The organism is Klebsiella sp. Sb-30 (assembly GCF_057652795.1).
The window spans coordinates 2,172,110-2,193,786 of the sequence record NZ_CM172749.1; the positions used below are offsets into that span (position 1 = coordinate 2,172,110).

Here is a 21,677-nt window from a genome sequence, read left to right on the forward strand (position 1 = left end):
TCAGGGAACAAAAATAAAACGGCAGGCGGTGTGGTGACCCTCTGCCGTTTTTTTGTGGTTCAGTATGGGGGACGCTTATTCACGCCACAGAATATGGCACAGCTTATGGTCTTTTTCGCGGCACAGCAGAATGCGCGCAAAGATATCGTTAATTTCGCCGCCATCGGTATCGGCAAGACCAATCACGACTTCGGCGAAAAAGTCCGGGTTGAGGTCATAATCGACATGCTCTTCCCAGTCCGGCGCAGGGTCAAACAGCTCGGCGCCGCCGCGTTCTTCAAACTGCAGGTTAAACAGAATGACATCCGCCGGATCGAGGTTGTCGACAGCCAGCTCCAGGAAGATGTCATAAGCTTGTTCAAGCGTTTCGTCTTCGGTCAGGCGATTGTTTAAATCCATATCCATGATTGCTACCCGTTAAACATCTGATTGGCACGTTTTACAGCAACGGACTGAAGAAGTAAAACAGTCGCTCGGTGATCCGCTGCCAGAGCGGTCGTTTTAACCACAGCCGGGCGTCCAGCAGGCGCGAACGGGAAATATAATCGTCCTGAACGGCCGCTAGATCGCCGCCGAATCCGACGTCGTCAATGACCAGCGTGATTTCGAAATTCAGCCACAGGCTGCGCATATCGAGATTCACGGTACCGACCAGGCTGAGCTCGCCGTCGACCAGTACGCTTTTGGTATGCAGCAGGCCGCCTTCAAACTGATAAATTTTAACCCCGGCCGCCAGCAGCTCGGTAAAGAAGGCCCGACTGGCCCAGCCAACCAGCAGCGAATCATTCTTGCGCGGCAGGATAATGCTGACGTCGACCCCGCGTTGCGCCGCGGTGCAGATCGCATGCAGCAGATCGTCGCTGGGCACGAAGTACGGGGTGGTCATGATCAGATGTTCTTTGGCGGAATAGGCGGCGGTGAGGAGCGCCTGATGAATCAGATCTTCCGGGAATCCGGGGCCAGAGGCAATGGTATGAATCGTGTGTCCGCTGGCTTCTTCAAAGGGCATAATATTGAGGTCCGGCGGCGGCGGTAAAATACGTTTGCCGGTTTCAATCTCCCAGTCGCAGGAGTAGACGATGCCCATCGCCGTGGCGACCGGGCCTTCCATACGCGCCATCAGATCAATCCACTGCCCGACGCCGGAATCCTGTTTAAAGAAGCGCGGGTCGACCATGTTCATACTGCCGGTATAGGCAATATAGTTATCAATCATCACCATTTTGCGGTGCTGGCGCAGATCCATGCGGCGCAGAAAAACACGCATCAGGTTGACCTTCAGTGCTTCGACCACCTCGATGCCGGCGTTCCGCATCATGGCTGCCCACGGGCTGCGGAAAAAGGCGACGCTGCCGGCGGAATCGAGCATCAGGCGGCAGTGAACGCCGCGTCGCGCCGCCGCCATTAAGGATTCCGCGACCTTATCGGCCATGCCGCCCGGTTGCCAGATGTAAAACACCATCTCAATATTGTGCCGCGCCAGCTGGATATCGCGCATCAGCGCCTGCATCACGTCATCAGACTCGGTCAGCAGCTGAAGCTGATTGCCCTTAACGCCGGCGATCCCCTGACGCCGTTCGCAGAGCTTAAACAGCGACTCGGCAACCGGGCTGTTATCCTCGGCAAAAATATGTTTGCAGGCTTTGAGATCGTTAAGCCATTTGGCGGTGGAGGGCCACATCGCCCGGGCCCGTTCCGCACGACGTTTACCCAGATGCAGCTCGCCAAATGAGAGATAGGCGATAATCCCCACCAGCGGAAGAATATAGATAATCAGCAACCACGCCATTGCTGAAGGTACGGCGCGCCGTTTCATCAGAATGCGTAATGTTACACCGGCGATGAGTAACCAGTAACCGAGGATGACCAGCCAGTTCACCACCGTGTAAAAGGTTGTCATAGATGAAAAATCCTTTTGAATAACTCTATGTCATGAGTTTACGCATCAACATCCATCTGGCAAATAAAAACGCAGCGAAAGCGTTGGTCAGCCAGATTCATGGGTTTATAATGTGGTCTGTTTTTCACTTGTAGAGTAGTAGCAATGAAGCGTAGTAGAACGGAAGTAGGGCGCTGGCGCATGCTAAGACAGGTGAGTCGCCGCAAGTCCCGCTGGCTGGAAGCCCAATCGCGCCGCAACATGCGCATCCTCTCCATCAGGAAGGAACTGGTGAAACGACAACGTGGTTCCCTGCTGTTTGTCTTCACTGAGTACTGATATAAAAGGCACCGTTTACGGTGCCTCTGTTATTTTAGCGTCGGACGGTCTCAGAATACTTTCTTATAAGGCTTCACGGAGACGTTCTGGTACACGCCAGCCGCGATGTAAGGGTCATCATTTGCCCATGCTTTGGCGACTTCCAGCGATTCGAACTCCGCAATGACCGTTGAGCCAGTAAACCCGGCGGCGCCAGGCTCATTACTGTCGACGGCAGGCATTGGCCCGGCGGTCAACAGGCGACCTTCATCTTGTAATAGCTGCAAACGTGCCAGGTGGGCGGGACGTACCGACAAGCGCTTTTCCAGAGAATCGGCAATGTCTTCAGCGTAGATAACGTAAAGCACGGCAAGGCTCCTTATCAATAAACAGGCGAATCACGTTAAGTGAATCCGCCGTTGACTGCAATGTAAAGATGCGTACCGACTTAAAATGCCATGCTTCAGACGTTTTTTCCCACAAAACGGGGCAAATTTTGATGCAAGATAACAAGGCTTATTGAATATGATTGCTATTTGCATTTAAAATCGGGGCATCATTTTTCAACAGAAACGACTATGAGCGCAATGACCCTTGATTTACCTCGCCGCTTCCCGTGGCCGACGCTGCTGTCCGTGGCTATCCACGGTGCCGTTGTGGCGGGGTTGCTTTATACCTCGGTACATCAGGTTATTGAACGGCCCTCTCCCTCGCAACCGATCGAAATTACGATGGTTGCGCCGGCAGATCTCGAACCGCCTCAGGCGGCACAGCCGGTAGTGGAACCCGTTGTTGAACCGGAGCCTGAACCGGAAGTGGTGCCGGAGCCGGAGCCACCAAAAGAAGCGCCGGTGGTGATTCACAAGCCCGAACCCAAACCGAAGCCTAAGCCTAAGCCTAAACCGAAGCCGGAGAAGAAGGTTGAGCAACCGAAGCGGGATGTGAAACCGGCGGAAACGCGCGTGGCTTCACCGTTCGAAACGACCAATACGGCGCCAGCACGTACGCAGCCGAACTCCGCACCGGCAACGGCAAAACCGACCCTGACCGCGCCGAGCGGCCCGCGGGCGATAAGCCGCAACCAGCCGGCGTATCCGACACGTGCCCAGGCGCTGCGTATCGAAGGTTCTGTACGCGTCAAGTTTGATGTCACGCCGGATGGGCGAGTGGATAACGTCGAGATTCTCTCCGCGCAGCCCGCCAATATGTTTGAACGCGATGTAAAAAATGCGCTGCGCAAATGGCGCTACGAAGCGGGCAAGCCGGGAACTGGCGTCACCATGACGATCAAATTCCGTCTGAAAGGCGTAGAGATTAGCTAACCGTGTTGTCATCAGGCCCCTTATGGGGCCTTTTCCATTAAGACCGCATCCAGCGCTTTCTGCGCCGTCACCAGATGCTGCCCGCCGAACAAGATCGCCCGGTTTAACAACGTGTAGAGCTGATAAACCGGCTGACGATCAAGGAAACCAGAGGGCAGCGGCGATATCGACTGGTAGCCATCGTAGATCTGCGGCGGCTGTTCAGGGTGCAGCGGCAGCATCGCCAGATCGCACTCTCGGTCTCCCCAGTAACAGGCGGGATCGAAGATATAGGGGCCGTTCGGGCCTAGCGCGCAGTTCCCCGACCACAAATCACCATGCAGCAATGACGGTTGAGGCTGGTGATTGCTCAGGCGCTGCTGCACATTATCGACGATGCTGTCGATATCGCCGAAGCTGAGCCCTTTTTCGGCAGCCAGCTCCAGCTGCCAGCCGATACGCTGTTCGGCAAAGAAAGTCGACCAGCGGCGCTGCCAGGCGTTGGGCTGCGGCGTGGTGGAAAGGTCGTTATCAAAATCCAGACCAAACTGCGGCTGATCGCTCCACTGATGCAGATGTGCAATATGCTGACCGAGTAAGAAGGCGTTGTGCGCGTCCAGCGGGCGAGGGGGCAGATATTCCATTACCAGGAAACTGTAGTCGCGATCGCTGCCAACCGCATAAACCTGCGGAACGCTAACGGTTTTACTCCGTGACAGCAGCTCAAGCTGGTCTGCTTCAGCGGTAAAGATAGGCAGAAGTTCACGCTCATCACATTTAACAAAGTAGTCCCGACCGCCGAAACGTAAATGCCAGGCCGCATGAATTTCACCGCCGGGCAGTTCGTTGCGGAGTTCGATTTCAGCTGCTTCGGAATGCCAGTCGCTTAACAACGTGCTGATAGCTTGCCACATGCTGTCTCTCCCCTTGTTTTCCACCATTTCATAAGGTTAGCCCATAACCCCGGTGTAAAATTCGAACTGACGCACAACTGGCGCGCTCCGTTGCACGAATCGCACTTATTGAGCTTTCAACCACTCAGCAAATGTGGTGACGGTAACGTCGACGGGGCGACCCAGCGCCGTTTCCGCCAATCCGGCGCTAAGCGCTTTGACCTCGTCGGCGCTTTGCGCGGAAATCAGGCCAAAGGTATTGGTACCCAGTTCATGGACCTTGCCGTTTTCATCATTCAGCACAAGAGTAAATCCTGCGCGGGTGAGATGATTACTTAGCTCGTTAATTTCGGTCAGCGTCTCTTCCTGAAAGTTAACCGTGACGACGCGGGTAACAATTTCTGTGCTCATTTTTCACCCTGTTGTAATCCATGGAATTTTCAGCATAGACCATGATGATGATTTGGCGACTCCCTCTGCGCCAGCAGAGGGAAGGAGAACTAGCGACCACACAGGTAAGTGTAGATTTTGTGCGTGTTTTCCAACGAGCACAGACGGGTACCCTGGTTAATGGTGGCGGCGCTACCGGCGGCGACGCCGAAGCGGACCATATCCTCCAGACTGGCATCTTCCGCCAGGCGCAGGGTCATTGCGCCGACCATGCTGTCGCCGGCGCCAACGGTACTTTGGCTTTTCATCGGCGGCGGCACGACCTGTACACTGCCGCTGGCATCAACGCCCAGCGCACCCTGCGGGCCGAGTGAGACCACAACCCGGCGGACCTTACCCGAACGAATCAGCTCCTCCGCCGCGCGTCGAACGTCATCCGGCTGGCTCAGATCGCGCCCCACCAGAGCACTCAGCTCTTTTTGGTTAGGCTTGACGAGCTCAATATTCCCGACATCAAGAGCGGCGGCCAGCGCCTCGCCCGAACTATCAATGATGCAGCGAAGTCCGTGACGCTGTGCGCTTTTGACTAACTGAGTCAGGTTGTCAACGCCGATGCCAGGCGGCAGGCTGCCGCTTACGACCAGCAGTGAGCCGGTCTCGATCGCCAGAACCTTTTCTTCGAGGCGACGGAACTCCTCTTCCGTTAAGGCGGCACCAGGCATCACGAAGCGATATTGTTCGCCGCTGGCGCCTACGTGGACATGCAGATTTTGTCGCGTCCAGTCTTGCGCCTCGACAGGCTCAACCGGGACCTGTTCTGCGGTGAGCAGCGCCGTAAGATGTTCGCCGGTGGCGCCACCGGCCGGGTAAATGGCCGTTGCTTCACCACCGAGAAAGGTGATGGCACGTGCGACGTTGATACCGCCGCCGCCGGGTTCGAAAATCGGTGCGCTGCAGCGGAGTTTTCCTTCGGGATACATTTGCGGGGTCAGCGTTGCGCTATCGAGTGAGGGAGCCAGCGTTAGCGTATAGATTTTGGTCATCTAATTTCCTCCATGATACGGGTTAAGCTGTTCTGTTTTTAAGCATGGCACTTCTTAGCGGGAAGGGGAAGCCATTGCCGGTCGCGATTTGTAAAGAGCTTTTTATTTTTATCTTTATGAAATAAAAATTGTTCTAAGAGCTGTCTTATTCAAAAAATGAAATAGTAATTGATTGCTATGTTAATCGTGCTTTTTTATAATTCTTTGCCTTTCATTGGACCTGCAAGATACAAAAATCATTCAAGATGCGTCGAGGCGGCGAGGGAAGCCATCCCACGAAAGCACAGTTCATGCTGTGTGGGGGATGTCTTAGTGACGCCAACAAAGAAGTAGCCTGAAGGATGACGCGTATAGCGATCCTTGCGAAAGTTTCCGGGACCAGCTGGGTCTCTCTTTTTGTTGTACGGACTCTAAATTAAATGAAGCTTTTGAAGACAGTACCCGCAGCGGCATTGCTGGCGGGGGGGCTCTTTGCGTCTGCGCACGCATTGGCCGATGATTCCGTTTTTACTGTTATGGATGACCCTTCCACTGCCAAAAAACCTTTCGAAGGTGCGGTTAACGCCGGTTATCTGGCGCAGTCCGGAAATACGAAAAGTTCTTCAATGACCGCGGATTCTACGTTGACCTGGTACGGCGATACGACGGCATGGTCGCTGTGGGGTAATGCCAGCAACACGTCATCCAACGATCAGCGCTCCTCCGAAAAATACGCGGTTGGTGGCCGTAGTCGCTACAACCTGACCGACAGCAACTACGTGTTTGGCCAGGCCAGCTGGTTGACCGATCGCTATAATGGCTATCAACAACGCGACGTTTTAACCGCGGGTTATGGTCGTCAGATCCTGAACGGTCCGGTTCACAGCCTGCGCTTTGAATTTGGTCCGGGCGTGCGCTATGACGAGTATACCGATGGCGATAATGATACTCAGCCGCTGGGCTATGCTTCCGGTACCTGGGCCTGGCAGATGACCGATAACACCAAGTTCACCCAGGGGGTGTCGGTGTTCGGTGCCCAGGACACTACGCTGAACTCGGAAAGTGCGTTGAATGTCGCCATCAATGCGCATTTTGCACTGCGGGTTGCCTACAACCTGACTTGGAACTCCGAGCCGCCGTCATCGGCGCCGAATCATACCGATCGCCGCACGACGCTGTCTCTGGGTTATAAGATGTAATGTATTTCAGGCCGGGAAACCGGCCTGATTGTTTTAAAATTAGCAACCATCGGCATTATTATTTTTGGTCATTCGTTTTATTTTTTATAAAAAGAAAATAACTCCACAATTTCCTCATAATTCATTTTTTCCTGACAACTCTGTAGATAATTTGACACAAATAGCTAAATATTTAGTCGGACAAAAGTGTGATCGGGATCTATACTGTTGACTATCGACGAAGATGAGATCTTTGCCGGACAACCTTCAGTAAATAAGAGAATCACCATCATGAAAAATAGCAAAATCGCAACTGCGGCTGTGATGCTGTGCACCCTGTCTTTTGGCGTATTCGCCGCGAACCCGGTCCCGCAGCCAGGCAACACCGACCATACGCAGGTTGGTATTGCGAAAGCGACCGATGTTGAAGCCGGATCGAATATTGCTCCCGGTTCACAATCAACCGGTCACTCTATGGATGATGCATTTAATGTCCATACTCTTGTTGCCGGCGAGTGGTCCTGATTTTCATCTGTAGATAATATGATGACGTTTCAGGGAATATAAAGCCGGGTAGAGATGTACCGGTTTATTTCCTGAATGGTGGTCAACACTGATTCTTCCACTTTGCTATTTCTTGCCATTACCTATTGTGGCACGAGCTGTTTTTCTTTTTTCGTCCGCCGTCCCGCCACGTTGTTCCTGTGGCTGAATATCCAGCATATGATTCTGTCCCCCTTGTTTTATCCATAACCGCCACCATTTATCTTGTTCTGACTTTTAACACGCACTAATGATGTGTAAACTAAGGGTCGGTGTTATCAGCAGGCGGCTGCAGGTGGGAACGACTCGGTAAACGATCGTCCTCATATTTCGCAGAGTGAAGCGGGAACTGAGCTATAACTTGTTGATAATTATTATTATATTGTTTTGTATGTGCTCTTTCGTGTGGGGCACCACTGCAAATAAGGACATAAAATGCCTGTAATTACGCTTCCTGATGGCAGCCAACGCCATTTTGACCACGCCGTTAGCCCGCTGGATGTTGCTCTGGATATCGGTCCAGGCCTGGCGAAAGCCACGATCGCGGGACGAGTGAATGGTGAGCTGGTCGATGCCAGCGACCTCATCGAAAACGATGCAACCCTCTCCATCATTACTGCAAAAGATGAAGACGGCCTGGAAATCATTCGTCACTCCTGCGCGCATCTGCTCGGTCATGCGATTAAGCAGCTGTGGCCAAACACCAAGATGGCTATCGGCCCGGTTATCGATAACGGCTTCTATTATGACGTCGACCTCGATCATACGCTGACCCAGGAAGATATCGACGCGCTCGAAAAACGTATGCATGAGCTCGCCGAGAAGAATTATGACGTCATCAAGAAGAAAGTCAGCTGGCACGAAGCGCGTGAAACCTTTGTGAAGCGTGGCGAGACTTATAAAGTTTCCATTCTTGATGAAAATATCGCCCATGATGACAAGCCTGGCTTGTATCATCATGAAGAGTACGTCGACATGTGCCGTGGACCGCACGTGCCGAATATGCGTTTTTGTCATCACTTTAAACTGATGAAAACCGCAGGCGCGTACTGGCGCGGCGACAGCAACAACAAGATGTTGCAGCGTATTTACGGTACCGCATGGGCAGATAAAAAAGCGCTTAACGCGCATCTGCTGCGTCTGGAAGAAGCGTCCAAGCGTGACCACCGCAAGATTGGCAAGCAGCTCGACCTGTATCATATGCAGGAAGAGGCGCCGGGTATGGTCTTCTGGCATAACGACGGCTGGACAATCTTCCGCGAGCTGGAAGTGTTCGTTCGCTCCAAGCTGAAAGAGTACCAGTACCAGGAAGTAAAAGGTCCGTTCATGATGGATCGCGTGCTGTGGGAAAAAACCGGGCACTGGGACAACTACAAAGATGCGATGTTCACCACCTCTTCTGAGAACCGTGAATACTGCATCAAGCCGATGAACTGCCCGGGTCACGTGCAGATCTTTAATCAGGGTCTGAAATCGTACCGCGATCTGCCGCTGCGTATGGCGGAGTTCGGTAGCTGCCATCGTAACGAGCCTTCGGGCGCGCTGCATGGTCTGATGCGCGTACGTGGCTTTACTCAGGATGATGCGCACATCTTCTGTACAGAAGAGCAGGTCCGTGAGGAAGTGAACGCCTGTATTCGTATGGTCTACGATATGTACAGCACCTTTGGCTTCGAGAAAATCGTCGTCAAACTCTCAACTCGTCCGGAAAAACGTATCGGAAGCGACGAGACCTGGGATCGTGCTGAGGCGGATCTGGCGGTCGCGCTGGAAGAAAACAATATCCCGTTTGAATATCAACTGGGTGAAGGCGCGTTCTACGGTCCGAAAATTGAATTTACTCTGTATGACTGCCTCGATCGTGCATGGCAGTGCGGAACAGTACAGCTGGACTTCTCTCTGCCGCAGCGTTTAAGCGCTTCTTATGTGGGCGAAAATAACGAGCGTCAGGTACCGGTAATGATTCACCGCGCAATTCTGGGGTCTATGGAGCGCTTCATTGGCATCCTGACCGAAGAGTTTGCCGGCTTCTTCCCAACCTGGCTTGCGCCGGTGCAGGTCGTGGTGATGAATATTACCGATTCTCAGTCTGAATACGTTAACGAATTGACTCGTAAACTACAAAATGCGGGCATTCGGGTAAAAGCGGACTTGAGAAATGAGAAGATTGGCTTTAAAATCCGCGAGCACACTTTACGTCGTGTCCCGTATATGTTGGTCTGTGGCGACAAAGAAGTCGAAGCCGGCAAAGTGGCCGTGCGTACCCGTCGTGGTAAAGACCTCGGCAGCATGGACGTAAATGAAGTGATCGAAAAGCTGCAACAAGAGATTCGCAGCCGCAGTCTTCAACAACTGGAGGAATAAGGTATTAAAGGCGGAAAACGAGTTCAAACGGCGCGTCCGAATCGTATTAATGGCGAAATTCGCGCGCAAGAAGTTCGCTTAACAGGTCTGGAAGGCGAGCAGCTTGGTATTGTGAGTCTGAGAGAAGCTCTGGAAAAAGCTGAAGAAGCCGGAGTAGACTTAGTCGAAATCAGCCCTAACGCCGAGCCGCCGGTTTGTCGTATTATGGATTACGGCAAATTCCTCTATGAAAAGAGCAAGTCTTCTAAGGAACAGAAGAAAAAGCAAAAAGTTATCCAGGTTAAGGAAATCAAATTCCGTCCTGGCACCGATGATGGCGACTACCAGGTAAAACTCCGCAGCCTGGTTCGCTTTCTGGAAGAGGGTGATAAAGCTAAGATCACGCTGCGTTTCCGCGGTCGTGAGATGGCTCACCAGCAGATCGGTATGGAAGTGCTTAACCGCGTCCGTGACGATCTGAGTGAACTGGCAGTGGTCGAATCCTTCCCGTCGAAGATCGAAGGCCGCCAGATGATCATGGTGCTCGCTCCTAAGAAGAAACAGTAAGGCCTTCAAGTAGCAACTCCTGTGGAGCCATCAGGCTTCGCAGGCGTTGTTCGCCTATGTTTCGTTTATTAACAATGCGAAGTGGAAGTTATTAAAATGCCAAAAATTAAGACCGTACGCGGTGCTGCTAAGCGCTTCAAAAAAACCGGTAAAGGTGGTTTTAAGCACAAGCACGCTAACCTGCGTCACATTCTGACTAAAAAAGCTACCAAGCGTAAACGTCACCTGCGTCCGAAAGCCATGGTTTCCAAAGGCGATCTGGGCCTGGTAATCGCGTGCCTGCCGTACGCATAAGTCGTTAACCCTTTTAAACTTTTTAATTAGAATAGATACAGGAGAGCACATATGGCTCGCGTAAAACGTGGTGTAGTTGCCCGTGCACGTCACAAGAAAATTTTGAAACAAGCTAAAGGCTACTACGGTGCGCGTTCTCGCGTATACCGCGTTGCCTTCCAGGCTGTTATCAAAGCTGGTCAGTACGCTTATCGTGACCGTCGTCAGAAAAAGCGTCAGTTCCGTCAACTGTGGATTGCGCGTATCAACGCAGCAGCACGTCAGAACGGTATTTCTTACAGCAAATTCATCAACGGCCTGAAAAAAGCCTCTGTTGAAATCGACCGTAAGATCCTGGCTGACATCGCCGTATTCGACAAATTAGCGTTCACCGCGCTGGTCGAAAAAGCGAAAGCAGCTCTGGCATAAGCCAGTTGAAAGAGGGAGCTTGTCTCCCTCTTTTCGTTTCAACACCATCAATACATTGACTTTTATTGCCGTAAGCTTTTCAATACAGGTCTTACGTTTCGTACCAGACAAGGTAATGCAAGCATGAATGCTGCTATTTTCCGCTTCTTTTTTTACTTTAGCACCTGAACTCAGGAGGCTAGCGCGTGAAAGAAGAAACGGAAAACAGCGCCAGAAAGCCTCCCACTGTGGAGGCTTTTTTCGTATATGAACGTGTTCATTCTATTTCAAGCTGCAGGTGCGCGGGCTGAGTGCGCATCCGGCGACAGCGATTTTCTGTGCTAAGTGCCATGCGGCCCGACGCCGCCTGTGACTCGAAATAGTCAGAATAAAATAATGATCATAACCGGTGTCTGCACCGACATAATGAGGAAAACCATGTCACATCTCGCAGAGCTGGTTGCCAGTGCGAAGGCAGCCATTAATGAGGCATCAGATGTTGCCGCGCTGGACAACGTCCGCGTGGAATACCTGGGGAAGAAAGGGCATCTGACCCTTCAGATGACAACCCTGCGTGAACTGCCGCCAGAAGAGCGTCCGGCGGCTGGTGCGGTCATCAACGAAGCGAAAGAGCAGGTTCAGCAGGCGCTTAACGCGCGTAAAGCGGATCTGGAAGGCGCAGCGCTGAATGCGCGCCTGGCCGCAGAGACTATCGATGTCTCTCTGCCCGGTCGTCGGATCGAGAACGGCGGGCTGCATCCGGTGACGCGCACCATCGACCGTATTGAGCACTTCTTCGGTGAGCTTGGCTTCACCGTCGCGACCGGTCCGGAAATTGAAGATGACTACCACAACTTTGATGCGCTGAACATTCCGGGCCACCACCCGGCCCGTGCCGATCACGATACCTTCTGGTTTGATGCGACGCGTCTGCTGCGTACCCAAACCTCCGGCGTGCAAATTCGTACTATGGAAAACCAGCAGCCGCCGATCCGCATTATTGCGCCGGGCCGCGTTTACCGTAACGACTACGACCAGACCCATACGCCGATGTTCCACCAGATGGAAGGTCTGATTGTTGATACCAATATCAACTTCACCAACCTGAAAGGGACGCTGCATGACTTCCTGAATAACTTCTTCGAGGAAGACCTGCAGATTCGTTTCCGTCCGTCCTACTTCCCGTTTACCGAACCTTCCGCGGAAGTTGACGTTATGGGTAAAAACGGCAAGTGGCTGGAGGTCCTCGGCTGCGGCATGGTGCATCCGAACGTTCTGCGCAATGTTGGCATCGATCCGGAAATCTATTCCGGCTTCGCCTTCGGCATGGGGATGGAGCGTCTGACGATGCTGCGCTACGGCGTGACCGATTTACGCGCGTTCTTCGAAAACGATTTGCGTTTCCTCAAACAGTTTAAATAAGGGCAGGACAGAATAATGAAATTCAGTGAACTGTGGTTACGCGAGTGGGTTAACCCGGCGATCGACAGCGAAGCGCTGGCTAACCAGATCACCATGGCGGGCCTCGAAGTGGACGGCGTTGAGCCGGTAGCCGGTAGCTTCAACGGCGTTGTTGTCGGTGAAGTGGTTGAGTGCGGTCAGCACCCGAATGCCGACAAACTGCGCGTCACGAAAGTTAACGTCGGCGGCGAACGTCTGCTGGACATCGTCTGCGGGGCGCCAAACTGCCGTCAGGGGCTAAAGGTTGCCGTAGCAACCATCGGCGCCGTGCTGCCGGGCGACTTCAAAATTAAGGCCGCGAAGCTGCGCGGTGAACCTTCCGAAGGGATGCTGTGCTCGTTTTCTGAGCTGGGCGTGTCCGACGATCATAGCGGAATTATCGAACTGCCGGCGGATGCGCCGATTGGCACCGATATCCGTGAATATCTGCAGCTGGACGATAACACGATCGAAATCAGCGTCACGCCGAACCGTGCGGACTGCTTAGGTATCATCGGCGTCGCCCGCGACGTGGCCGTTCTGAATAAAGAACCGCTGAACGCACCGGAGATTACCCCCGTTGCCGCCACCATTACCGATACTCTGCCTGTCACCGTTGAAGCGCCGGAGGCCTGTCCTCGCTACCTGGGCCGCGTGGTGAAGGGTATCAATGTTAAAGCGCCAACGCCGCTGTGGATGAAAGAGAAGCTGCGTCGCTGCGGGATTCGCTCCATCGATGCGGTCGTTGACGTCACCAACTACGTGCTGCTCGAGCTGGGTCAACCGATGCATGCGTTCGATTGCGACCGTATTGACGGTGGGATCGTGGTCCGAATGGCGAAAGAGGGTGAGAAACTGGTTCTGCTGGACGGGACCGAAGCCAAACTGGATACCGATACCCTGGTTATTGCCGACCATCACAAAGCGCTGGCTATGGGCGGCATCTTTGGCGGTGAACACTCTGGCGTCAATGACGAAACGCAGAACGTGCTGCTGGAATGCGCGTTCTTCAGCCCACTGTCGATCACTGGCCGCGCGCGTCGCCACGGTCTGCACACCGATGCGTCTCATCGCTATGAGCGCGGCGTGGATTCAGCGCTGCAGTATAAAGCGATGGAACGTGCAACCCGCCTGCTGATCGATATCTGCGGCGGCGAAGCGGGCCCGGTTATCGATGCGACCAACGAAGCTGCGTTGCCGAAGGCGGCGACCATTACCCTGCGTCGTAGCAAACTGGATCGTCTGATTGGCCATCATATTGATGATGCGCAGGTGAGCGATATTCTGACTCGCCTGGGCTGTGAGGTGACCGTCGGCGACGGTGAGTGGCAGGCCGTTGCACCGAGCTGGCGCTTCGATATTGCCATCGAAGAGGACCTGGTCGAAGAGGTGGCCCGCGTTTACGGGTATAACAATATTCCGGATCGGCCGGTGCAGGCGGGGCTGATTATGGGCACCCACCGCGAAGCTAATCTGTCGCTGAAACGTGTAAAAACGCTGCTTAACGACAAGGGCTACCAGGAAGTCATCACCTACAGCTTTGTTGACCCGAAAGTGCAGCAGCTGATTCACCCGGGTGAAGAAGCCCTGATTCTGCCGAGCCCTATCTCCAGCGAAATGTCGGCGATGCGTCTGTCGCTGCTGACCGGTCTGCTGGGTACGGTGGTGTACAACCAGAACCGTCAGCAAAGCCGCGTCCGCATTTTTGAAAGCGGTTTGCGTTTTGTTCCGGATACCCAGGCTCCGCTGGGCATTCGTCAGGACGTGATGCTGGCCGGTGTGATTTGCGGCAACCGCTACGAAGAGCACTGGAATCTGGCAAAAGAGACCGTTGATTTCTACGATCTGAAAGGCGATCTGGAGTCCATTCTCGACCTGACCGGCAAATTAGCGGATATCGAATTCCGCGCAGAAGCGAACAGCGCACTGCATCCGGGGCAGTCAGCCGCGATTTATCTGAAAGGTGAACGTATTGGTTTCATTGGGGTTGTTCATCCTGAACTGGAACGTAAACTGGATCTGAACGGCCGGACTTTAGCGTTCGAGCTGGAGTGGAACAAGCTTGCAGACCGCGTGGTGCCTCAGGCGCGCGAGATTTCTCGTTTCCCGGCGAACCGTCGTGATATCGCCGTTGTCGTCGCGGAAAACGTACCTGCAGCCGATGTTTTGACAGAGTGTAAGAAAGTTGGCGTAAATCAGGTAGTTGGCGTAAACTTATTTGACGTGTACCGTGGTAAAGGGGTGGCGGAAGGCAGTAAGAGCCTTGCGATTAGCCTCATCCTGCAGGATACCAGCCGTACACTCGAAGAAGAGGAGATTGCCGCTACCGTTGCCAGATGTGTAGAGGCATTAAAAGAGCGATTCCAGGCATCATTGAGGGATTGAACCTATGGCGCTTACAAAAGCTGAAATGTCAGAATATCTGTTTGATAAGCTTGGGCTTAGCAAGCGGGATGCCAAAGAGCTGGTAGAGTTGTTTTTCGAAGAGGTGCGTCGTGCTCTGGAAAACGGAGAACAGGTAAAACTCTCCGGGTTCGGCAACTTCGATTTGCGGGATAAAAACCAACGCCCGGGTCGTAACCCGAAAACGGGGGAAGATATTCCCATTACAGCCCGGCGTGTGGTGACCTTCAGACCCGGTCAGAAACTTAAAAGCCGTGTCGAAAACGCTTCGCCCAGAGACAAATAATCTGAACTAACTAAAAAGGCCGCTGATGCGGCCTTTTTCTTTTGTGGCGTAAATCAACTTCTTACGGCAGTAACCATCACCTCGACGAGGATATCAGGGCGTGCCATTTCCGCCTGGACGGCCGCGCGTGCCGGGCTGTGACCTTCCGGCATCCAGGCGACCCAGACCTCGTTAAACCCGGCAAAATCACGTGCCATCGTCTTCAGCCACACCTGAGCAGACAGAATATGACGATTATCACTGCCGGCTTCGGCCAGCAGTGCGTCAATTTTTGCTAAAACCTCCCGGGTTTGCTGGCGGATATCGTCATCGCTGCTTGCCGGGGTTTGCCCTGATAAAAAGATCAGATCGCCGTACCCGACGCTGGCGGAAAGGCGGGGCTGCGAATGATGACGTTCTATTTTCATGCTGAGTGTTCCCATGTCAGACCTTCTAAAGAAATGGCGGGACTTGCGCCGTTGAGTAGCGCGCCGAGCACCACCGCGCTGCCGGCGGCCAGAGTAAAGCCGAGGCTACCCTGACCGAGGTTCATCCACAGGTTCTGATACCCGGCACGACCAAGCAGAGGGGGACCCGCGGGGGTTGAAGGGCGCATACCGCACCAGGCCTCTGCATCCTCAACGCCCTGCAACTCAGGGAAGCTGCGGGTGACGATCTTTTTTAGCGCCTGGATACGCTCGGGGCGCAGTTCATCGCCGTCGTAGCCAATATCGACCATGGCGGCAATGCGCAGCCGATCGCCCAGCCGGGCGTAGACCACTTTATGGCCATAATCCGTTACGCTGATATCAGGCGCAATCCCGGGCTTTGTGGGGTAGGGGAGCGTCAGGCTGTAGCCTTTCAGAGCGCACAGCGGCACGCGAATACCGGTACCGGCCAGCAGGGGACCGCTGCCGTTTCCTGCCGCCACGATGTACTCATCGCCGACCATCGTTCCCTGACGGGTATCGACAGAATCAATGCGGGCGCCTTTTTTATTCAGGCGCAGCACCTCACAATCGCTGGTCAGAGTAAAGCTGGCGCTGGCATGCAGCTTCTCCAGCAGCGCCTGGCAGAATTTTTGACAGTCGGCGGTCTCATCGCCGGGCGAATAAATACCGCCCTGCAGCGAAGGGTGAATATATTTCAGCGCCGGTTCAAGTTGAATACACTCGTCGGCATTCAACGCTTGCTGATAGTGCGGGCTGATACCTTTGGCGGCTTTATTAAAATCATATGTCCGGCGATGAACGATCAATTTCCCGGAACGCCGCCAGTGAAAGTCGTGCAGATTATCCGCCGTCAGCCACTCCTGCATCACCTGACGGCTGAGCAGCGACAAGCGCAATATATGATCGCCGTTGAGCTTATTCGTCTGGCTATTACAGGCGCGGAGAAACTGCAGCAGCCAGCGCCATTGATCCGCCGACATTTTCAAACGCATATTGAGAGGCGAGTCGGCTTTACCCATCCATTTCATCCCCTGCAGGGGAACGCCACGATCGGCCAGGGGGGCCACATACCGGTAGCTAAGCTGCCCGCCGTTGGCAAAGCTGGTTGCCAGACCTGGCTTCGCCTGACGTTCCAGCAACTGGACCTGATGACCGCTCTTGATTAACTCATAAGCTGTTGCCAGCCCGATAACACCGCCGCCGATAATGACAATGCGCTTTTTCATAACCTGATAAACCCACCGCTGATAAATGCATGGGCTTTATGTCAAAGCATTTGCCTCTGCGGCGCAATTGACTTTTTATTTTCAGGGTATAACTCCAGGTTAATCTCCTGCAGCTGCTGGCGGAGCCGGGTGCAGAGAAAATCGACAAACTTCTGGCTGATCGGGCTGAGTGAAACGTCTGCCCGACGCAGTAAACACAGGGTGATCATCATCGGCGGCGCGATCGGATGAATCATCGCCGGCGCCAGGTTATGCCGGGCGGAAAAAATATCGGTAATGCTGCATCCCATGCCGCGTTTCACAAATTCGGTGGCCATGTAGTAGGTCTGCACGTTCAGACGGGTGGTCGAAAAATCGCGGCGGGTCGCAATGGCCGCGGAGAGGGAGTGTGGTCCTGGCGAGATCCACCGCTGCTGGTCAATCTCCTCAATCGCCACTTCTCCCTGGCGATAGTCGCGGTCAATGTATACCAGCGGGACCTCAGCGATAGCGGTGCTGGTGATCTCCCCTTGCTGGACGGGCTGTAGCGTCAGGGCCAGATCGATCTCGCGCAGATCCAGTTTTTTGACCAATGTCTCAGTGTGTTCGGTGGTGAGTGTCATCACCAGATTGGCATTTTGTTGATAGAAATCGGTGACCAGTTCCGGGACCAGACTCAACCCAAGGCTCGGCAGACAACCGAGGCTCATTTTGGCCCGGGGGTCGCGGGCCAGGTTATCGGCGAGCAGGCGGAGGTTATCCAGATCCTGATAAATATTCTGAGCTTTTTCAAACAGCATCAGCGCTTCGCTACTGGGCAGCAGTTTACCGCGTACCCGCTGAAAAAGTTTAAAACCGAGCTTCTGCTCGGCGTTTTTTAGCGCTTTGCTGGCGGCGGGTTGAGAGATATTGAGCGATTCCGCTGCTCGGGAAAGCGTGCCGCAAGTCATCACGGCGTGGAAGATTTCCAGGTGACGCAGTTTCATGAGGAGTTAACTCAGGGTTATAGAGGCCAGATAAAAAGTCATTTTCCAATAACATTAAGTTAACATAAATTTAATCCGCAATCAGCGAGCTGTTTACTTATCGCGCTGACTGCGCCGCCTTCCGGCGGATAATCCGATTCTCAGAACAATACCTGTTGTCCCTACATACACCCTCAGGCAACCAAGCCAACACATTATAACGAGGGGGATATTTTCTGAGCAGGCCCGAATACACCGCGTCCCAATAGCGGCCGGTTTTATTGGCATCAAGGAGTTATATGAGTGACTCAACGCTCTCTGGCAACCCGCTAGCCAGACAGAATATCACCAGAAAAAATATTATTATTGGCCTGTTATTAGGGCTGTTTTTAGCGACGGCATTTTGGTGCCATGGACACCCCGCAGACGAACTCGGCTTGCTGAGTTTTACACCGCTTGTCGCCCTCGCCATCCTCTCGCTCGTCGGGGTAGATATTGTGCTGGCGGTGATCTCATCCATTATTATTGCGATGATTATGACCTCGACCAGCTTGCCTGAAATGGGAACAATGCTGGCAAAATCGACCGGCTCTTTTATTGCCACCGTCGGGTTAATCATTATGCTCGGTGCCGGTGTCGGAGAAGTGGCGACTCGTACCGGCGCCGCAGTGGAGCTGGTGAAATTTGTGGTTCATCGTATCGGGCTGTCGAGTCAGACCCGGGTTAAACTGGGTATTGTCATTTCGTCGATTCTCATCTGCGGCGCCCTGGGGACCATGGCCGGGGGAAATGCGATCATCGTGGCGGTAATTATTCCGGTTGCCGCGGCGGTCAGACTGACGCCGCCGACGGTGGCCGCGCTGATGATGACCGCCGGCTCCATCGGGCTTTTTACCGGGCCGTTTACGCCGAGTACCGTGACGATTCTCAAGCTCGGCGGCCTCAGCTATCCGGACTATTTGCTGTATGTCGGGTTGCCAATGAGTGCGGTGACTCTGCTGGCCGGCTGGGTGATGGCGGGGCGCATTCAGAAGATGACCGAAGGGAAGCTGCGGTATGAGGTCGACCTGTCTGAAAAAACGCAGGAGCAAGCCAGTGCCGCCGTTTCAAGGCGCAAAAAGCTCAGCGCGCTGGCGTTTGCGGCAACGATTATCGTGATGGCGGTGGTTGGGGTAGTGATAAAAGCCGGCTTTAGCTTCGCGATTATTGTGATGCTGCTGGTGGCGTTGATCACCGGACTGGTCGGCGGCCTACGGCCCACGCAGATTTTGCAGGCGCTGTATCACGGCTGCGGCCGTCTGGTGTGGATGTTTATCCTCTACTGGCTCTATAACCCGATTCTTGAACTGATGGATGGGCTCCATGCCTATCAGGGGCTGCTGGACTACACCCAGCCGCTGTTGGAAGGGATCTCCCCGGCCTGGCTGTGCTTTTGTATTTTCGCCTTCAATATCATTGGCCATGTTCCCGGCGCGGCGGTGGCGCAGATGACCTTTACCCACAAGATTTTTGGCCCGATGTTGATGGCTGCCGGCGTCCCGCCGCAGGGAACCACTGCGGTTCTGCTGGCTTCATCGCAGGTGGACTGGTTTGGCCCGTTCCCCTCTTCGGACATGTTCGGGCAGATGGGGCTGGCGCAGTCGACCCATCTCAAGTACATGCTCTATAACGGCTGGGCTATCGTGATTGCTAACATTATTCTCTTCGCTCTGCTGTTTCAGGTGCTGGTGTAAGAGACCTTTCTGCTCAGCGCGGCGGGGCCGATGTCCCGTCGTTGTGGCCATTGGATCATCAGGTTATCTCTTCCCCTGCGGGAGGTTTTGCTTTTCTCACCTCTATCGCCACCGTAAAATCAACGGCATCTCTTTCTGGCATGACGGAAATTATGCTGACCTTTGTCCAAACTCAACAGCGCCGCAGCCGGCGCTGGCTTATTGCACTCCTGCTGCTGCTCCTCGCCATGTTGACCGTCAGTCTCTGCGCCGGAGACCAGTGGATTGGTCCGCAGGAGTGGTTCAGCGCCAAAGGGCAGCTATTTATCTGGCAGATTCGTCTGCCGCGGACGTTGGCCGTTCTGCTGGTGGGCGCCGCGCTGGCACTCTCCGGGGCGATCATGCAGGCATTATTCGAAAACCCGCTGGCGGAACCGGGGCTGCTGGGCGTTTCTAACGGCGCTGGCGTGGGGTTAATTGCTGCGGTGTTGCTGGGCAAAGGCTATCTGCCGGGATGGGCGCTGGGGCTGTGCGCGATTGCCGGTGCGCTGGTGATTACTTTTATTCTGCTGCGTTTTGCCCGGCGGCATCTGTCAACCAGCCGTCTGCTGCTGGCGGGCGTCGCGCTCGGCATTATCTGTAGCGCGTTGATGACCTGGGCGGTCTATTTCTCCACCTCTTTCGACTTGCGTCAACTCATGTACTGGATGATGGGCGGGTTTGGCGGCGTGGACTGGCAGCAGCTGTGGCTGATGCTGGCGCTGTTGCCGGTACTTATCTGGGCGTGTCTGCAATCACAGCCGCTGAATCTCCTGGCGCTGGGAGAGGTGTCCGCTCGTCAGCTGGGGCTGCCTCTCTGGCTATGGCGCAGGCTGCTGGTGGTGGCGACAGGCTGGCTGGTTGGCGTGAGCGTGGCGCTGGCTGGGGCAATTGGATTTATTGGGCTGGTGATACCGCATATTCTTCGCCTGTGCGGCTTGAGCGATCATCGGGTGCTGCTTCCGGCCTGCGTGCTTGCCGGCGCCAGTGCGCTGCTCGGCGCCGATATCATTGCCCGCCTGGCGCTGTCGGCGGCGGAATTACCGATCGGCGTGGTCACCGCGACGCTGGGCGCGCCGGTCTTCATCTGGCTACTGCTGAAATCCGTGCATTCGCAATAAGCGGTGGGCTGGCGCAGCCATGATCGCTGCGCCAGGGGCGGGACGCTGGGGCTTACCAGCCTTTGATCGCATCGCCTTTGTATACTTCCATGGCTTTATCGGCGACTTCTTTGGTCTGGAAGGCCTCTTTCAGCTGCTGAATCTTTTTACTGTCTTTATTCTCTTCACGTGAAACGATGGCATTCACATACGGAGAGTCCGGTCCTTCCATAAATAAACCATCGCGGGCCGCGGAAAGACCTGCCTGCGCGGAGAAGTTGGTGTTAATAATCGACAGCGCGACGTTCGGATCGTCGAGAGTACGGGTCAGCTGCGGCGTATCGACTTCAACAATTTTCAAATGTTTCGGGTTGTCGATAATATCCAGCGACGTCGGCAGATAGCCCACGCCCTCTTTCAGTTTGATTAAGCCCTGCGCCTGCAGCAGGAGCAGGCTGCGGCCTAAGGTCGTGGTTTCGTTAGAGATAGATACCGTTGCGCCGTCCGGCAGCTCGTTAATATGTTTAATTTTGCGTGAATAAGCGGCAATCGGGAAGACGAACGTTTTGCCAACGATGGCAAATTTGTAGCCGCGCTCTTTTGACTGCGCCTCGAGATAGGGCAGCGTCTGGAAGGCGTTAGCATCGACGTCTTTATTATTTAACGCTTCATTTGGCAGTACGTAGTCATTGAAAGAGATAACCTCAACGTCGAGGTTGTATTTATCCTTCGCCACCTGCTCAACCACTTTCCAGATGGCTTCATCCGGTCCGGTGTTAATCGCCACCTTAACTTTGTTGTTATCGTCAGGAGAGCAGGCCGATAACAATACTACCGATGTGGCGATTAACACTGAGCTTAACAACTTTTTCATCTATAAAAACTCTCTCAAATTAGTCCATAACAAAAGGCTATTACATCCATTTAACACTGTACACTGAATTGTCTGCTGACCATATTGAGAGGAATTCATGTTAGCGG

General features: G+C 54.0%; 24 protein-coding genes and 1 other annotated feature. Of the genes, 14 read left to right on the forward strand and 10 right to left on the reverse strand.

All coding sequences use genetic code 11. From position 1 onward, the window contains the following. Positions 1-75: 75 nt before the first annotated feature. Entirely contained in the window at positions 76-405 is a 330-nt protein-coding gene (locus tag AC236I_RS10140; protein ID WP_004863389.1) for an HI1450 family dsDNA-mimic protein, read from the reverse strand. A gap of 34 nt (positions 406-439) precedes the next feature. After that, entirely contained in the window at positions 440-1,900 is a 1,461-nt protein-coding gene (gene cls, locus AC236I_RS10145) for a cardiolipin synthase (protein ID WP_004863387.1), read from the reverse strand. Positions 1,901-2,044: 144 nt separating this feature from the next. Here cls and AC236I_RS10150 point away from each other — a divergent pair, with 144 nt between their 5' ends. After that, the gene (locus tag AC236I_RS10150) at positions 2,045-2,218 is read left to right on the forward strand and encodes a YciY family protein (protein ID WP_004863385.1); all 174 of its coding nucleotides are present in this window, start codon (positions 2,045-2,047) and stop codon (positions 2,216-2,218) included. A gap of 50 nt (positions 2,219-2,268) precedes the next feature. Here the strand turns inward: AC236I_RS10150 and AC236I_RS10155 are convergent, their stop codons facing one another. Beyond that, positions 2,269-2,565 carry a YciI family protein gene (locus AC236I_RS10155; RefSeq protein WP_004863379.1) on the reverse strand — a complete coding sequence of 99 codons (297 nt, stop codon included), beginning with the start codon at positions 2,563-2,565 and terminating at the stop codon, positions 2,269-2,271. Positions 2,566-2,775: 210 nt separating this feature from the next. Between AC236I_RS10155 and tonB the strand changes: the two genes are divergently transcribed. Further along, positions 2,776-3,519 (forward strand): TonB system transport protein TonB, encoded by a 744-nt coding sequence (gene tonB, locus AC236I_RS10160; protein ID WP_069475855.1) that lies wholly within the window; start codon positions 2,776-2,778, stop codon positions 3,517-3,519. Between the two features lie 20 nt (positions 3,520-3,539). Here the strand turns inward: tonB and AC236I_RS10165 are convergent, their stop codons facing one another. From AC236I_RS10165 to pfkB, 3 genes are all read right to left on the reverse strand, one after another. Beyond that, the gene (locus AC236I_RS10165) at positions 3,540-4,412 is read right to left on the reverse strand and encodes a fructosamine kinase family protein (RefSeq protein WP_004863375.1); all 873 of its coding nucleotides are present in this window, start codon (positions 4,410-4,412) and stop codon (positions 3,540-3,542) included. A gap of 105 nt (positions 4,413-4,517) precedes the next feature. Continuing rightward, positions 4,518-4,802 (reverse strand): type V toxin-antitoxin system endoribonuclease antitoxin GhoS, encoded by a 285-nt coding sequence (gene ghoS, locus AC236I_RS10170; RefSeq protein WP_004863372.1) that lies wholly within the window; start codon positions 4,800-4,802, stop codon positions 4,518-4,520. 89 nt (positions 4,803-4,891) lie between these two features. Next, positions 4,892-5,824: a 6-phosphofructokinase II gene (pfkB, locus tag AC236I_RS10175; RefSeq protein WP_004863368.1), complete on the reverse strand. Its 933-nt coding sequence runs from the start codon at positions 5,822-5,824 to the stop codon at positions 4,892-4,894. 419 nt (positions 5,825-6,243) lie between these two features. On the opposite strand from pfkB, the gene AC236I_RS10180 reads away from it, so the two are divergent. The 10 genes from AC236I_RS10180 to ihfA all read left to right on the forward strand — a co-directional run bounded on the left by AC236I_RS10180 (position 6,244) and on the right by ihfA (position 15,244). Further along, complete coding sequence (locus AC236I_RS10180) at positions 6,244-7,002, forward strand: DUF481 domain-containing protein (protein WP_004863367.1); 759 nt, start codon at positions 6,244-6,246, stop codon at positions 7,000-7,002. Between the two features lie 270 nt (positions 7,003-7,272). Continuing rightward, entirely contained in the window at positions 7,273-7,506 is a 234-nt protein-coding gene (locus AC236I_RS10185; protein ID WP_004863364.1) for a YdgH/BhsA/McbA family protein, read from the forward strand. 453 nt (positions 7,507-7,959) lie between these two features. Then, positions 7,960-9,888 carry a threonine--tRNA ligase gene (gene thrS, locus AC236I_RS10190; protein ID WP_015584103.1) on the forward strand — a complete coding sequence of 643 codons (1,929 nt, stop codon included), beginning with the start codon at positions 7,960-7,962 and terminating at the stop codon, positions 9,886-9,888. A gap of 3 nt (positions 9,889-9,891) precedes the next feature. Further along, entirely contained in the window at positions 9,892-10,434 is a 543-nt protein-coding gene (infC, locus tag AC236I_RS10195; RefSeq protein ID WP_049267827.1) for a translation initiation factor IF-3, read from the forward strand. Positions 10,435-10,530: 96 nt separating this feature from the next. Continuing rightward, positions 10,531-10,728 carry a 50S ribosomal protein L35 gene (rpmI, locus tag AC236I_RS10200; RefSeq protein ID WP_001124225.1) on the forward strand — a complete coding sequence of 66 codons (198 nt, stop codon included), beginning with the start codon at positions 10,531-10,533 and terminating at the stop codon, positions 10,726-10,728. Positions 10,729-10,779: 51 nt separating this feature from the next. Then, entirely contained in the window at positions 10,780-11,136 is a 357-nt protein-coding gene (gene rplT / locus AC236I_RS10205) for a 50S ribosomal protein L20 (RefSeq protein ID WP_004102963.1), read from the forward strand. Between the two features lie 118 nt (positions 11,137-11,254). Continuing rightward, positions 11,255-11,380, forward strand: a sequence feature (Phe leader region). Beyond that, complete coding sequence (gene pheM / locus AC236I_RS10210) at positions 11,260-11,304, forward strand: pheST operon leader peptide PheM (protein ID WP_001386830.1); 45 nt, start codon at positions 11,260-11,262, stop codon at positions 11,302-11,304. (Overlaps the previous feature by 45 nt.) A 173-nt stretch (positions 11,381-11,553) precedes the next feature. Further along, on the forward strand, positions 11,554-12,537 hold the full coding sequence (gene pheS, locus AC236I_RS10215; RefSeq protein WP_004863355.1) for a phenylalanine--tRNA ligase subunit alpha: 984 nt from the start codon (positions 11,554-11,556) through the stop codon (positions 12,535-12,537). Between the two features lie 15 nt (positions 12,538-12,552). After that, a complete protein-coding gene (gene pheT, locus AC236I_RS10220; protein ID WP_004863353.1) occupies positions 12,553-14,940 on the forward strand; it encodes a phenylalanine--tRNA ligase subunit beta in 2,388 nt (795 codons plus the stop codon). 4 nt (positions 14,941-14,944) lie between these two features. After that, positions 14,945-15,244, forward strand: a complete 300-nt coding sequence (gene ihfA / locus AC236I_RS10225; protein ID WP_004102960.1) for an integration host factor subunit alpha — start codon at positions 14,945-14,947, stop codon at positions 15,242-15,244. Positions 15,245-15,297: 53 nt separating this feature from the next. On the opposite strand, the gene AC236I_RS10230 is transcribed toward ihfA, so the two are convergent. Genes AC236I_RS10230 through admX form a run of 3 tightly spaced genes read right to left on the reverse strand, consistent with a single transcriptional unit; the run spans position 15,298 to position 17,866 of the window. Beyond that, a complete protein-coding gene (locus tag AC236I_RS10230; RefSeq protein WP_004863350.1) occupies positions 15,298-15,651 on the reverse strand; it encodes a RidA family protein in 354 nt (117 codons plus the stop codon). Then, on the reverse strand, positions 15,648-16,928 hold the full coding sequence (locus AC236I_RS10235; RefSeq protein ID WP_227511381.1) for a D-amino acid dehydrogenase: 1,281 nt from the start codon (positions 16,926-16,928) through the stop codon (positions 15,648-15,650). Before AC236I_RS10235 ends, AC236I_RS10230 begins: the two co-directional genes overlap by 4 nt. Positions 16,929-16,942: 14 nt before the next feature. Next, a complete protein-coding gene (gene admX / locus AC236I_RS10240) occupies positions 16,943-17,866 on the reverse strand; it encodes an HTH-type transcriptional regulator AdmX (protein WP_004863346.1) in 924 nt (307 codons plus the stop codon). A 278-nt stretch (positions 17,867-18,144) separates the two neighbouring features. On the opposite strand from admX, the gene AC236I_RS10245 reads away from it, so the two are divergent. Both AC236I_RS10245 and btuC read left to right on the forward strand, forming a co-directional pair. Beyond that, positions 18,145-19,578: a gluconate:proton symporter gene (locus AC236I_RS10245; protein WP_004863342.1), complete on the forward strand. Its 1,434-nt coding sequence runs from the start codon at positions 18,145-18,147 to the stop codon at positions 19,576-19,578. Positions 19,579-19,730: 152 nt separating this feature from the next. Beyond that, positions 19,731-20,717, forward strand: a complete 987-nt coding sequence (btuC, locus tag AC236I_RS10250; protein ID WP_015584105.1) for a vitamin B12 ABC transporter permease BtuC — start codon at positions 19,731-19,733, stop codon at positions 20,715-20,717. 52 nt (positions 20,718-20,769) lie between these two features. Here the strand turns inward: btuC and AC236I_RS10255 are convergent, their stop codons facing one another. Continuing rightward, positions 20,770-21,570: a MetQ/NlpA family ABC transporter substrate-binding protein gene (locus tag AC236I_RS10255; protein WP_004863338.1), complete on the reverse strand. Its 801-nt coding sequence runs from the start codon at positions 21,568-21,570 to the stop codon at positions 20,770-20,772. Positions 21,571-21,677 lie beyond the last annotated feature (107 nt).